The sequence below is a fragment of the Bacillus nitratireducens genome, assembly GCF_001884135.1.
Classification (GTDB): Bacteria; Bacillota; Bacilli; order Bacillales; family Bacillaceae_G; genus Bacillus_A; species Bacillus_A nitratireducens.
On sequence record NZ_MAOC01000076.1, the window covers coordinates 1 to 13,257 of the forward strand.

Annotated in this window: 15 protein-coding genes; 8 read left to right on the plus strand and 7 right to left on the minus strand. The window is 34.4% G+C overall.

Going from position 1 to position 13,257, the window contains the following annotated elements; all coding sequences use genetic code 11:
* Together BAU23_RS19085 and BAU23_RS19090 are read left to right on the plus strand one after the other, a co-directional pair.
* Window positions 1-564 (plus strand): Gly-Xaa-Xaa repeat protein (locus BAU23_RS19085; protein ID WP_131802513.1); only part of this gene is annotated, 564 nt, incomplete at its 5' end.
* 220 nt (window positions 565-784) lie between these two features.
* Entirely contained in the window at window positions 785-1,213 is a 429-nt protein-coding gene (locus tag BAU23_RS19090) for a hypothetical protein (RefSeq protein WP_001220309.1), read from the plus strand.
* Between the two features lie 124 nt (window positions 1,214-1,337).
* Here the strand turns inward: BAU23_RS19090 and BAU23_RS19095 are convergent, their stop codons facing one another.
* Window positions 1,338-3,380, minus strand: coding sequence for a transglycosylase domain-containing protein (locus BAU23_RS19095; protein WP_000769261.1), 2,043 nt, complete (start codon window positions 3,378-3,380; stop codon window positions 1,338-1,340).
* A gap of 311 nt (window positions 3,381-3,691) precedes the next feature.
* On the opposite strand from BAU23_RS19095, the gene BAU23_RS19100 reads away from it, so the two are divergent.
* From BAU23_RS19100 to BAU23_RS19110, 3 genes are all read left to right on the plus strand, one after another.
* Window positions 3,692-4,312 carry a DUF47 domain-containing protein gene (locus BAU23_RS19100; protein ID WP_000231441.1) on the plus strand — a complete coding sequence of 207 codons (621 nt, stop codon included), beginning with the start codon at window positions 3,692-3,694 and terminating at the stop codon, window positions 4,310-4,312.
* A gap of 11 nt (window positions 4,313-4,323) precedes the next feature.
* Window positions 4,324-5,322, plus strand: coding sequence for an inorganic phosphate transporter (locus BAU23_RS19105; protein WP_000380280.1), 999 nt, complete (start codon window positions 4,324-4,326; stop codon window positions 5,320-5,322).
* Between the two features lie 117 nt (window positions 5,323-5,439).
* Window positions 5,440-6,240, plus strand: coding sequence for a sulfite exporter TauE/SafE family protein (locus tag BAU23_RS19110; RefSeq protein ID WP_071735026.1), 801 nt, complete (start codon window positions 5,440-5,442; stop codon window positions 6,238-6,240).
* 293 nt (window positions 6,241-6,533) lie between these two features.
* On the opposite strand, the gene BAU23_RS19115 is transcribed toward BAU23_RS19110, so the two are convergent.
* Entirely contained in the window at window positions 6,534-6,761 is a 228-nt protein-coding gene (locus BAU23_RS19115; protein WP_000883005.1) for a hypothetical protein, read from the minus strand.
* A 170-nt stretch (window positions 6,762-6,931) separates the two neighbouring features.
* Between BAU23_RS19115 and BAU23_RS19120 the strand changes: the two genes are divergently transcribed.
* On the plus strand, window positions 6,932-7,444 hold the full coding sequence (locus BAU23_RS19120) for a Crp/Fnr family transcriptional regulator (RefSeq protein WP_000600572.1): 513 nt from the start codon (window positions 6,932-6,934) through the stop codon (window positions 7,442-7,444).
* Between the two features lie 29 nt (window positions 7,445-7,473).
* Here the strand turns inward: BAU23_RS19120 and hmpA are convergent, their stop codons facing one another.
* From hmpA to BAU23_RS19135, 3 genes are all read right to left on the minus strand, one after another.
* Window positions 7,474-8,682, minus strand: coding sequence for an NO-inducible flavohemoprotein (gene hmpA, locus BAU23_RS19125; RefSeq protein WP_000947328.1), 1,209 nt, complete (start codon window positions 8,680-8,682; stop codon window positions 7,474-7,476).
* A gap of 191 nt (window positions 8,683-8,873) precedes the next feature.
* Window positions 8,874-9,392: a hypothetical protein gene (locus tag BAU23_RS19130; protein ID WP_000735541.1), complete on the minus strand. Its 519-nt coding sequence runs from the start codon at window positions 9,390-9,392 to the stop codon at window positions 8,874-8,876.
* Between the two features lie 114 nt (window positions 9,393-9,506).
* Window positions 9,507-10,604, minus strand: a complete 1,098-nt coding sequence (locus tag BAU23_RS19135) for a site-2 protease family protein (RefSeq protein WP_000794484.1) — start codon at window positions 10,602-10,604, stop codon at window positions 9,507-9,509.
* A gap of 151 nt (window positions 10,605-10,755) precedes the next feature.
* Between BAU23_RS19135 and BAU23_RS19140 the strand changes: the two genes are divergently transcribed.
* A complete protein-coding gene (locus tag BAU23_RS19140; RefSeq protein ID WP_000776286.1) occupies window positions 10,756-10,953 on the plus strand; it encodes a hypothetical protein in 198 nt (65 codons plus the stop codon).
* Window positions 10,954-11,085: 132 nt separating this feature from the next.
* Here BAU23_RS19140 and BAU23_RS19145 read toward each other — a convergent pair whose 3' ends face one another.
* Complete coding sequence (locus BAU23_RS19145) at window positions 11,086-11,937, minus strand: YhfM domain-containing protein (protein WP_000677048.1); 852 nt, start codon at window positions 11,935-11,937, stop codon at window positions 11,086-11,088.
* A gap of 108 nt (window positions 11,938-12,045) precedes the next feature.
* On the opposite strand from BAU23_RS19145, the gene BAU23_RS19150 reads away from it, so the two are divergent.
* On the plus strand, window positions 12,046-12,822 hold the full coding sequence (locus tag BAU23_RS19150; protein WP_000026271.1) for a class I SAM-dependent methyltransferase: 777 nt from the start codon (window positions 12,046-12,048) through the stop codon (window positions 12,820-12,822).
* A gap of 39 nt (window positions 12,823-12,861) precedes the next feature.
* Here BAU23_RS19150 and BAU23_RS19155 read toward each other — a convergent pair whose 3' ends face one another.
* Window positions 12,862-13,071: a hypothetical protein gene (locus BAU23_RS19155; RefSeq protein ID WP_000880630.1), complete on the minus strand. Its 210-nt coding sequence runs from the start codon at window positions 13,069-13,071 to the stop codon at window positions 12,862-12,864.
* Between the last annotated feature and the right edge of the window lie 186 nt (window positions 13,072-13,257).

Below are 13,257 nucleotides of genomic sequence, written 5' to 3' on the forward strand. Positions count from 1 at the left end.
CCTCAAGGACTTCGTGGTGCTACTGGCGCTACCGGTGCTACTGGACCTCAAGGACTTCGTGGTGCTACCGGCGCTACTGGACCTCAAGGACCTCGTGGTGCTACTGGCGCTACTGGACCTCAAGGACTTCGTGGTGCTACCGGCGCTACTGGACCGGCGGGCACACCAATCCCTGTAACTATAGCAGCAATAGGAAATTCTAATCCACAAACTATATCTCCTGGAACAAACATCCAATTCAATCAAGTTTTCGAATTAAATAATATAACTTTTAACGACACTTCAGATACTTTAACTGTTCTAGAAACAGGAGTATACGATATTAGTTTCTCAGCATCTACAACCTTCCCAGGTTCTTCACCATTTGGGTTCGGTATTTCATTCAACGGTCAACCACCTACTCGTAATTTTTCAACTAACGTTATCGGTAGTGCTGTTTCTTTCTCTACAATTGTTACTTTACAAGCTGGTACAACAATTGCTGTACAACCTACAGCAAATACTATTTCTATTCCTAACACTGGTGACACAACAGCTACACTATCAGTCTTCCGAATTTACTAACTTTTAGTTTTTATCTTATTTTTGAAAGACCAAGAATATTTGATTTATAGTAATTTGTATTATTTTGATTGTATGTTAAATCTCTCTTTTAATAAAAAGGAGTACTTATTTTGGAGGATAAGTACTCCTTCTTTACGTTTCTTTACTTCAAATTTACTTTAGCTTAATTCTCTTTTTGTATGATAAATAGTGAAGACAAAGACATGAAAGAGGGATGATAATGAGAATTATATCACTGACACGTTTTTGGTTTGTTCTTATGGTATGCATAATTTTATGTATAGGATTTCTTTTAACTCTAAAATATTCAAACATTTCAAAAGCAGAAAGAAAAACAGTTCCATACGAACTTCTGTATACAAAACAAAATGACATCCCTTATTCCTCTTCCACACAAAATGAAAAAAAGGTTATAAAAGGAATGCTTATTACAGAAGCTTCTAGTTACGAAGCGCTACTTCAAATTGCTGAAACGATTAAAGATCAGTATACAAATAAAGAAATTGATGAAATCACACTTTCTATTCACAATAAAAATAATGGTAATTATGAAGAAGAATTACCTTACGAACCTATTAGTAAAGGTACAGTAATCGTCACATACGATTCTCAATCCTTTGGCAGTACGAACATTATACTTAACGAGTAATATCATTTATTCCAATTGATATGTACTAATAACTAGTAAAGGTATACAAAGATTTCCACCGATTAAAGTTCCACTTTATTTTCCATACGAAAAAGAGGCGAATTTCGTTATTCGCCTCTTTCTTTTACCAAAATGATGGAATCCACTCTTTCACTTTGTCAAACCACTCTTGTTGCTCTTTTTTTCTTTGTTGTTCCTCTTCTTTTCGTTTTTTCTCTTCTTCTTTTCTTCGTTTTTCTTCCTCAATCATTTTTAATTGCTTTGTATAATCCGCCTCAGGTATTAGTGATAACTGAAATGCCTTTTGAGCTGGATTTACATTCGCTTTCCTCATAATGTCCCGGAACATTGTCGTTGTAATTTGGCTGCCTCCTGGCACATAATGCTCACTATCTGTTTTATCATACCCTACCCAAATCGCACCTACTAAATCCGGCGTGTATCCAACAAACCACGAATCCTTCGCACCAGTACTTGGTCCATTTACAAGCTGGGTAGTCCCCGTCTTGCCTGCGGTATCGATATTATTAACTTTCGCTTTTTCACCCGTTCCCCTTTCAATAACACCTTTTAATAAGTATGTCATCTTTTGGGCAACTTTCTCGTTCGTCACACGAGTTTCTTTCTTGTACCATTTTCCAATTGTTTCCCCTTCAGCATTTTGGATTTCTCTAATAGCATGAGCTTCTACTTGGACACCATCATTTGCCAATGTGCTATACGCTTGAGCCATTACAAATGGAGAAGTCCCTACATGCATACCGCCTAAAGCAATCGGATACGTACGATCTTCAGGCTCTAATGGAATACCAAACCGCTCTAAAGATTTCAATCCTTTATCTAATCCAATTTGCTCTAATAGCCAAACTGCTGAAACATTATATGACTTTGCCACTGCTTCATACATCGTCACATTACCATGGAACGTATGATCACTATTTTGTGGTGCATATTCTTTAATATTAAATGGTTCATCTTTTAAAACATCGTATACTTCATATCCTTGCTCTAACGCTGGTACATACACTGCAAGAGGCTTTAACGTTGAACCGGGCTGCCTTTTTAATTGTGTTGCATGATTAAACTGTAAAAATTGATATGGACCTCTACCTCCAACTAAAGCTGGAACACCGCCAGTTTTGGGATTCATAAGGACCACTCCAGTTTGCATAAGCTGATCTGAACCACTATCTTTAAAATAACTATCATTATTCACAACATCTTCAACCGCTTGTTGTTTTTTCGGGTCAAGTTCCGTATAAATACGATAACCACCTGCTAAAATTTCATTTTGTGTTAATTCATACTTGTCCATCGCTTCTCTAATAATATAATCTACGTATTGAGAATATTTCCCCTTATATTTATCGTCAACACCACGTCGTAATACAAGACCTGATTCTTTCTCCTGATTATATTGTTCTTCAGAAATATATCCTTGTTCCTTCATTAAACCTAATACGACATTACGTCTTTCAATGGATTTATTAAAGTTTTTATACGGCGAATACGCAGATGGCGCTTTAATTAATCCTGCAATCGTTGCAGCTTCTGAAATTGTTAAGTCTTTTACCTCTTTATCAAAATAAGATTTAGCTGCTCTTTTTATCCCCCAAGCACCTTCACCAAAATAAATTTGATTCATATACATTTCTATAATTTCATCTTTTGAATAAGTACGCTCTATTTTTTTTGTTAAAAAATATTCCTTTATTTTACGTGAGTATGTGCGATCTTGTGTTAAAAATACATTTTTTGCAAGTTGTTGCGTAATTGTACTACCACCAGCCACAACTTCACCAGCTGTAATGTTCTTAAATACAGCGCTTATGATTCCACTATAGTAAATGCCATGATGACTAAAAAATTCCTTATCTTCTACTGCAACAATTGCTTGAACCATAATATCAGGAATGTCTTTCCTTTTGACCCCTTCTGTTTTAGAAGAAGCTAATTTAGTCGCAACTTCATTATTTGCATCATAAATTAAAGTCGGTTGTGGCACAGCTTGTTTTAATTCAGATATATCTTGAATGGAAATTATTATATTTACAGCAATAAATAGAGTAACGAGCAAACTTCCCAATACAATTAATGAATTGCGTAGTTTTTTCCTCTGATTGAACCACTCAAGCGTTTTTTTAAAGTGAGTGTTCTTCAATTTCATTCGTTCACTTCCTTCGTTTGTTTACACGCTTCTTTTTAAAAGGAAGAATATACCTCCTTTTAAATTTATTATAATAACGTAGTCTTTCCTATAGTGTAAAGCTTTTCTTTCACATTCATACTTTTTACAAGAAAAGGACATTCTACAAGTAAGATATTCACCATTAGTATTAATATTATTAATACAACAATGTGAGTTATGTTAAGTTTTTGTAAACTTTTCGATAAAATGTTTTAAAAAACGACAGTTTTTTGTTAGAATTGACTAGCCAATATATTTTACATATATTACTTTTGTGGGGGTAACTAATAATGGTCTTTAAATCAAAAAAAGATAAATTTTCTGAAATGTTAATGAATGTTTCCGAAAATTTAAAAGAAGGCGCGCAGTTTTTCGTGGAGTATAAAATTAAAAATGCTAGCGATTTAAAAGAGTTTTCTATGCGCATGAAAGATTATGAGTCAAAAGGTGACTCATTCATTCACGAAATCATTATGGAGTTAAACAAAGCGTTTATCACTCCTATTGAACGTGAAGACATCCTACAACTTGCAATGAGTATGGATGATGTATTAGACGGATTAGATCATAGTGCTGGTCTATTCGAAATGTATTCTATTACAGAAGCTGATGAATACATGATTAAATTCGTAGAAGCAATTAATCAATGTGCAATTGAAATTGCAAACTCTGTTGAACTACTGTCTAAAAAGAAATTAGTCGACATTCGTACGAACGCGATTAAGATTAAGGATTACGAATCACAATGTGATGATATTCGCCGTCATGCGATTAAGCACTTATTCTCTCGTGAAAAAGATCCGATTAAGATTATTCAATACAAAGAGATTTACGAAGAGCTTGAAGAAGTAGCAGATAGCTGCCAAAGCGTTGCAAACGTATTAGAAACAATCATTATGAAGAACGCGTAAGGAGTTTGATCATGGATACACTCTTGATACTGACCGTTTTAGTAGTCATTTGCGCTTTAGCTTTTGACTTTATCAATGGATTTCACGATACAGCAAACGCTATTGCAACGGCTGTTTCAACGAAAGCTCTAAAGCCTAGACATGCAATTGTTATGGCAGCTATTATGAACTTTTTAGGTGCGATGACATTTACAGGTGTAGCAAAAACGATTACAAAAGATATCGTTGACCCATTTGCTTTGCAAAATGGTTCCCTTGTAATTTTAGCTGCTTTGCTTGCGGCAATAGCTTGGAACTTAATTACTTGGTACTACGGTATCCCAAGTAGTTCTTCGCATGCAATCATTGGCGCAATCGCTGGTGCAGCAATTGCTGCTGCCGGTATTAGCTCATTAAACTTTAAAGGATTCATTAAAATTCTTGAAGCTTTAATCATTTCACCGATTATCGCTTTTGTTATTGGTTATATCGTATACAGTATTTTTAAAGTAGTCTTTAAAAACTTTAACTTAACGAAAACGAACAAAAACTTCCGTATATTCCAGATTTTCACTGCAGCATTACAAGCTTATACGCATGGTACGAATGATGCGCAAAAAGCAATGGGAATCATTACGATGGCTCTTATGGCCAATAACTATCATACTTCTGACGACATTCCGTTCTGGGTACAATTATGTTGTGCAATCGCAATGGGTCTTGGTACTTCTGTCGGTGGATGGAAAATTATTAAAACTGTCGGTGGACAAATTATGAAAATTCGTCCTGTAAATGGTGTAGCTGCCGATTTATCATCATCACTTGTTATTTTCGGTGCAACATTCATTCACTTACCGGTTAGTACGACGCACGTTATCTCTTCTTCTATTTTAGGGGTTGGTGCTTCTCATCGTGTGAAAGGTGTAAAATGGGGAACTGCAAAACGCATGTTAATTACATGGGTTATTACACTTCCAATTTCAGCTTCTTTAGCTGCGTTATTTTACTCCTTATTACACTTAATCTTTTAATTAAAAGTCGTCTTCCTTATTTTTCTAGGAAGACGACTTTTTTGTGAACAAGCCTATTTCTTATTAAAAAGCGTGTATAATGATTGGTGGATAAGTTATATAGAGGAGTTGGCAATTTTGGAATACACCATGTTACTTTTCATCGGACTAATCGCCGGGACAGTCGGGAGCCTAGTAGGGCTTGGGGGCGGAATTATTATCGTTCCGTTATTAATTGGATTACACAGTTTATCACCACAGCTCGCAGTAGGAACTTCTATGGTAACAGTCGTTTTTACAGGGCTGGCTTCTACCCTTACTTATATGAAGCATAAACGGGTAGATTATAAAAGTGGACTTATTTTATTTATCGGGAGTGGCCCTGGTGGTATTATCGGAGCATGGGCAAACAAATTTTTAAACCAAGATACATTTTCTTTATACTTTGGGATTTTTCTTATATTCGTCTCCATTCTTCTTATACTACGAGACAAATTGAAACCTCTTTCCCTATCAAATATGACTGTAATTAAGCGATCTTTTACAGATAACGAAGGAAATACTGTAGACTATCAATTTCCACCATTTCTCGCTATCTTTATTGCCTTTATAGTTGGATTTATATCCGGATTATTTGGAATCGGTGGTGGTGCCTTACTTGTGCCAGCAATGATGCTCCTTTTTGCGTTCCCAGCACACATTGCTGTAGCAACTTCAATGTTTATCGTATTTCTCTCAGCAATTGTAAGTTCTTTAACTCACATCTCTCTAGGAAATGTCAGCTGGGCTTATGCATTAATTCTTATTCCTGGTGCATGGGTTGGCGGAAAAATCGGGGCTTATATTAACACAAAATTAAGCGGTAATGCCGTAATTAATTTATTACGTATCACATTAATTATTCTTGGAACTAGATTAATCATTACTTCATTTTTATAACGCGTTCTTTCTAGAATGCGTTTTTTCTTATACACATGAATATAAAAAGGCTCCTAGGAGAACAAATAAAACTAAACAAACACTTAATAACATAAAATTTGAAATATGTACTTTCTTCAAGTTGATCACTCCTATAGCTACGACTGTTATCTTTATGATAGCGAAAAAAAAGGTCGCATGCAGTTACAAAGTGCTAACAATGCAAAATCATTTATTACAAATTTTATCCTTATATTTCATTTCTTTGTATAATCTATCGATTCAATAAAAAAAGATGTCGTATTGACATCTTTTTAGTGAAGAAGTGACCATCCCATAAAGTCTTCATGTACTTGGCACGCCCTCTTATCATTTCGATCATATAATTCAGCATAACTATCTGTTTCTTCATCATAAGCCATCGTATAAATAATTTGGCCGTCTATTTCAACGGATAAAACGACTCCACCTTTCATCTCTTCTACATGAATGGTAGCATTCGCTGGAATTCTCATATCCGTCATCTTCATCGCATCTAACAATATACTAAACCCCCTACAGCGTATTCATTGCTAGTACTATTACACACTAAATAGTATACTACTGTAATAGCATACATTTCGTCAATGAAATTGCTGTTTAAAAAGCATATTGTCTTTATACATATACGCTAAAATATAAGAAATAGAAATGTTTTAATGGGGGGCTAACATTGATTCTACATAAGGGAGATGTATTATTCCGTCAAGGTGAGGACGGTCCATTATATTTTATAAAAACAGGTTTATTAAAAGTTATTCGGTTAGAAGCAGACGGAACACCATTTTTATTTAATATTATCGTTCCTGGTGAAACGATACCTCACCATTCTTTAATTTCACCGAAGGAATATCACGGTACCGCTATCGCTTTAATGAAAACAGAAGTTGAGCCTATACTTAGCAATGAATGGTACGATCAACTCCGGGCAAATCCTGCATCTTATGAAAATATCGCTATGCAATTACAATCGAAATTAAGAATGATGCAACAGCGTATCGATCAATTGACAACTGTCTCTCCTAAAGAGCGCCTTCATCGTTTACAAGAGTGGTTCACCTTATATTTAGGTGACATTCCTATTTATGAAATATTAACACAAACTGAAATTGGTCAGCTCATAGGTGTACGCCGCGAAACAGTAAATCGCTTATTAAGGGAACAAGCAAAAAACGAGGTAAAATAATACCTCGTTTTTTGTTTAGTAATGTTAATCTATTGTAAGCTTGCTGCGGGACCGAAAAATTCATAATGAATGTTCTCTTGTTTAACACCCAAATCAATTAATGCAGCATTTATATGCTTCATAAATGGTACTGGGCCACAGAAATAAAATTCTGCTTCAATTGTTGGAATAATGGTTTGTAACCATTCAGCGTCAATGAAACCTTCTTTATCAAAGTTTTTCATTTCCAGATCTTTTTCAGTCGGTGCCGAATAGCAAGTGTATGCTTTAACTTGTTCGTATTCATTATCTATTGTCTCAACGTGTTCTTTCATTGCATGTGTATTACTATTGATCGCTGCATGAACAAAACATACATTACGTTTTGAATTTTGTTCAATTAACGTATTTAGCATACTCATCATTGGTGTAATACCTACTCCACCACTAATTAGTACAACTGGTAATGTTGAATCCATATTTAATACGAAATCTCCCGCTGGTGCACTTACTGATAAGGCATCTCCTTCCCCTACATGCTCATGTAAGTAATTAGATACTTTACCATCTGGTGTATCTACACCTTTTTCTTTCTTTACACTAATGCGATAGTATTCTTTTCCAGGAGCATCAGATAAGCTATATTGACGATTATGCGTATATGTTTCACCTTCAATATTTATTTGAATCGTTACATATTGTCCCGGGATGAATGATGAAACTTTCCCGCCATCTTCAGGTTTTAAATAAAATGATGTAATAACATCGCTTTCCTTCACTTTTTTAACAATCACAAAGTTGCGGAAATCTTTCCATCCACCTTCTTTATCTGCAGCTTCTTCATACATACCCGCTTCAATGCTAATGAATGCATCAGCAATTACGCCATACGCTTCTCCCCATGCATTTAAAACTTCATCAGGTGCGCCTGCGACCTCTTTAATCGCTCGTAGTAAGCATGTGCCTACTATTGGATAATGCTCTGCTTTAATACCTAAACTTCTATGCTTATGACCGATTTGCTTTACAACCGGAATAATAGCCTCTAAATTATCAATGTACATTGCAGCTGCATAAACCGCATTTGCTAATGCTTGTTGTTGTCTTCCCTTTTTCTGATTCGTATGGTTGAAAATATTCAATAACTCCGGATGTTCCGAAAATAAAATTTGATAAAATCTCGTTGTAATTTCAACGCCTTTTTCCTGTAATAATGGTACTGTTGACTTAACGATTTCAATTGTTTTTGCACTTAACATTGTATCCCACTCCTCTATTTCTTTAACTGTTTTTAGTTTAACTGAATTGTATAATACATATTGTGATTTTAATCACTATTAACATGGTGTTTTTGTGAAAAATATATGAACAATGCACATATTAAGTAAATTTTAATTAGCCATCATTAATAGTGCTCAAAAAAAAGCTAACTAGAATTCTAGCTAGCCTACTACTTCGTTTGTATTGCTTGTTCAATTACTTGTATATTCTGCCCATCTCCAAACTCGGTATACCCCCACACATTCGTTTCACCTTTATATTTATTCACAAGTATATCCAAGTCATGATATACGCGATGAGCATAGACTACATACTCAATATTCTGAAGCTCCACACCTTTTTTTACAATTTCATAACTTCTATTCACATCACGTTTTATTTTTTCATTTTTTATTTCTTTATGTATATTTTTTAATGAAGGTTCTTGCTCTTGAAACCATTGTTTAAAATGTTTCCAATCCCCATCTGTATATTTCTCTGCCTTACCATAGTTCAAGAAATTATTATAACTTTCATGTGTCGTACGAACAAATTCAAGTGGCTTCTTCTTCTCTTGCACATCTTCTATTTGTGCTACTGTATTTACTCCAGCAGACTTATTCGCATAATACAATAGTACTTTCATAAGACTATAGCTCGCTATTGCCATTACAGTAATAGTTACCAATACACTTAACAATTTCTTCATATACAGAACTCCTTTTCTACTATGAATATTACAATGTACTGTTACACTTGTAACATTCTCTCGCAGAAATGTAATTCCTGTTTAAATTCTTCTTGTCATTTCGACACTATTTTCCTACAAATTTCTCTTTGGCAAATGCTCTTGTAAAACAATATAACCTTCATAAGCTGTATAACCGAGTATAGCCATTAATCCGATATAACAAGCAAAAACTGTCCATTTTGTTTTCGTATCAACTTTATAATAATTTTCTTGTTGTTCCTTTTCTATTTCCCATTCATTTAATTTTCTTTCCGACACTTCAAATGCTTCTCTTATATGAATTGTATACTCATCTTTTTCATCTTCATATGGGACATAATCAAGTGGCTCAAACTTTGGTAAAAGGTACTCTAGCACTTCGATTTTTTGAATTTCTCCTGTTTTTAATTCTTTCTCACGCTCTCTTTGTCTTAATACATTCATCTCATGATGAATCATATAAATCGTTCGATGCACCGCACCAGTTTCTTTTAATTCCTCTTCAAGCCTAGCAACATATTCTTTCATTCCATCGATTTTATATCCTAATTCCTTAATCGGTTCCTCTCTCTTTATTACTCTATACAATTCCATACAACCGATAATAACAATAAATCCACCTAAAATACTTTTGAAGTAAATAGAATATCCAAGTAGTACAACTAGCCCTGCTCCCCAAATTTTCGTACTTACAACTGAAATTATTCGTCCACCATCTAACGGAGAAACTGGAATTAAGTTAAAGAAATTAATCATACTTCCAAGTAAAATAATCAGCGCCCAAAACGGCTCTTTCGTTATTATATAAAGTGGGATTGCGGGTAAAAATGAAAGTAATCCGAAAAGAGGTCCCATATATGCAATGTAAGCTTCATCTTTTGCATTTTTCGGCATCTCTTTCATCCCAATAAGAGCTCCCATAAATGGTATGAAGATTGCTGGCGATGTTGGTATACCTTTTCTTCTAGCTGCCCATAAATGCCCCATCTCATGTACAAACAACAAATAAACGAGTGCTACCCCAAACTTCCAACCATATATGACTGCGTATGCACCAAGCGATAAAAACATACTAAATACTGTTGAAAATTTTGCTAACTTAAAAATGGCAAATACCCACTTTAACTTAGACAGTAAAAATAATCCTATTGCAACGATAATTCCCCATAACCCTTTTTTATTATTTTTCATATTCCTCTCCTTTATCTCGCTTTACTGAGTCATTTACACTCATCAAAACTTATTCTTGTCTTTATTATGACATATTTTTTTCTATTGTTAGAAATAATGTTTATTACATCCATTTTTAGCCAAAAATATAAATGAAAGGAGGTATATACAAATGAAATTACAATCTCTTATGATAGGCGCTCTATCGTTTTTAGCTTCAACTCTTATTTTTTATACCGTTAGCTACGTATTATTATTAGATTTGTTGCCAAATCACTTATTTATTGCTCTTATCATTCTTTCCGCTCTTATGATTTCTTTTCTTATTACACGAAAATCAATGAGTGAGCCATCTGCAAAAGCAAAGTAATAGAGAGGGGAGTCTTTCCCCTCTCTTATCATTTCCTAGGAAAATCTATATAGGCTTCACGATTCACATTTATCTCGATTAGTAAAAGCTAATAATCAGTAGGGGATGCCCCCCACTGATTAAAGTTTCACTTTATCTTTGTAAATTCATTTTTTCACCATACTCTTTAACAATTTGAATAATGTTTCGAAATGCTCCTACTTTTTCTTTCTTACTATTTAATATTTGTAAATCGTAATTATCATAATAGCTTTCTAGTGCTTTTAATTGTGATTCTGAAGCATCTTTTATGGGAACAGTAACCTTCAATTCATACTGTTTATACCCTTCCTTTACTTTTTCAGCTGGAATTATTTCACTTTCTTTCGCTCCAATTAATTTTTGAACCTTTTCAGGGAAAATCAATTGCAAATAATATTCTTGTTCCTTCGCTAACTTATTATATAGTGATTGTGAAATCGTATATCGTACTGTATAATTCATTTTTTGATCACCCGCTTTAATATGAAACGCGGTAATCTGCCAATCTTTTTTCGTTACTTCCGTTAAAGGCCCTACCTGCATCTCATCTTCTTTTTGTTCTGGAATTTTTGGAAATATAGCCAAAAGTTTTTCCGTATCTTTTTCATTCAGCATATACATAGCTTTTTTATATTGCACCCATCCCCGTCGATCTTCTCCTCTTAACCATGCATAATACGTTTCTATTTTCCCATCTCTACTAATTTGTATTTCATATTCTGGTTCGCCAAAGCTACCTGTTACTTCTTGTTTTTCTGCTTTGTTTATAATATCCACCACTAACTCCGCATCCATTTTCTTTAATTTTTTTTCTTCTGTACCTTTTTGTATAACAGTTACTTGTAATGGTTCTTTCACTTCATTCACTGTCTCCTCTACTTGTTTCGATTCTTTCTTTTCCTCGGCTTGACCACACGACGCGAGTAAAATAACACATAAAAAAATTAAATACTTCCCTTTCAAATCGATTCTCCTTTTCCAATAAGAAATTCTTATGATCCTCATACATAAAACAAAAATGTTACATTATATAGAATGAGCTATACTATACACTGAAGGGAGGATTTTACAATGTCCATTAATTTTCATGATGCAAATAATAGGTATACGTATGCAAGTCGTAACGCACATATTTCATGGCAGGAAACAATAAACAATATTGTAGATGTGCAAAATAAACAAGTAATTGATATAGGTTGTGGTGGCGGCATTTATACGAAAGAACTTGCTCTTATGGGAGCCAAAAGTGTTGTTGGGCTTGATTTTTCAAAAGAAATATTACAAGCTGCAAAAGAAAACTGTAAAGGCTTCCCAAACATTTCATTCATTCACGGTGATGCGCACAACATTCCATACCCTAACGAAACATTCGACCTGATCATTTCGCGTGCCGTCATTCATCACTTACAAGATATTCCTATTTTTATACGAGAGGCTTCTCGCATATTAAAAAAAGACGGTATACTTATTTTACAAGACCGAACTATTGAAGATTGTACAATTCCAGGAAGCCCTGATCACATTCGTGGATACTTTTTCTCTGTATTTCCAAAACTCATTGAAATAGAATCAAAAAGAAGACCAAAAACCACTACTATACAGCAAGAATTACAACAATATTCTCTTCAAGCGTTCCCCATACAAACACAATGGGAAGTACGAAAAACACATAATTCTGTAGAAGCATTGCTGCAAGATTTATCCCCCCGAACTGGACGATCCATTCTATATGAATTAACAGATCATGAACTTTCTCAACTTCTACTTCATATCCAAACAGCATTGCAAAACGTCTCTCCTATTATCGAAAGAGATCGTTGGACCATTTGGAGCGCCATGAAATTGTAAGGAAGGAAGCCTCACAAAATAATGTGAGGCTTCCTTCTTTCATAATCTAATTTTGCAACACTCTTGATATCCTCCACTCCTGGCCTGTGCACTTCCACACTTCGGACATACTAAATATCTAGACTGATTTGTCAACAAACTACCTTTTTGAAAGAGTAAAACTTCTGCTTGTTTAAACGAACGCGAATAATATAACCACATAAAACCAATTATAGCAATAATGCCAAATAATACTCCCATCGCAAGCATTTCAGTCACCTCTTTTGGTTTGTTCTTTCCAGCAAGTGGATTGTTGTATTATTCTCTGTAAATTCTAACAATACCTTCTTTACTCCTATAAATATCGATTTTCTCCATAAACTTTACAATTCCCTATAATGTTTTACAGCATTTTTACAAACAGCATTCAACCTTATATTCTCAGCTATATTTCTA

What these genes read in the sequence shown, in the direction of transcription:
- BAU23_RS19135 (WP_000794484.1), bottom strand. Translation starts at nt 10,604, where the DNA reads ATGAAAAATAATAAAAAAGGGTTATGGGGAATTATCGTTGCAATAGGA.
- BAU23_RS19090 (WP_001220309.1), top strand. Translation starts at nt 785, where the DNA reads ATGAGAATTATATCACTGACACGTTTTTGGTTTGTTCTTATGGTATGC.
- BAU23_RS19095 (WP_000769261.1), bottom strand. Translation starts at nt 3,380, where the DNA reads ATGAAATTGAAGAACACTCACTTTAAAAAAACGCTTGAGTGGTTCAAT.
- BAU23_RS19130 (WP_000735541.1), bottom strand. Translation starts at nt 9,392, where the DNA reads ATGAAGAAATTGTTAAGTGTATTGGTAACTATTACTGTAATGGCAATA.
- BAU23_RS19100 (WP_000231441.1), top strand. Translation starts at nt 3,692, where the DNA reads ATGGTCTTTAAATCAAAAAAAGATAAATTTTCTGAAATGTTAATGAAT.
- BAU23_RS19105 (WP_000380280.1), top strand. Translation starts at nt 4,324, where the DNA reads ATGGATACACTCTTGATACTGACCGTTTTAGTAGTCATTTGCGCTTTA.
- BAU23_RS19150 (WP_000026271.1), top strand. Translation starts at nt 12,046, where the DNA reads ATGTCCATTAATTTTCATGATGCAAATAATAGGTATACGTATGCAAGT.
- BAU23_RS19155 (WP_000880630.1), bottom strand. Translation starts at nt 13,071, where the DNA reads ATGCTTGCGATGGGAGTATTATTTGGCATTATTGCTATAATTGGTTTT.
- BAU23_RS19140 (WP_000776286.1), top strand. Translation starts at nt 10,756, where the DNA reads ATGAAATTACAATCTCTTATGATAGGCGCTCTATCGTTTTTAGCTTCA.
- hmpA (WP_000947328.1), bottom strand. Translation starts at nt 8,682, where the DNA reads ATGTTAAGTGCAAAAACAATTGAAATCGTTAAGTCAACAGTACCATTA.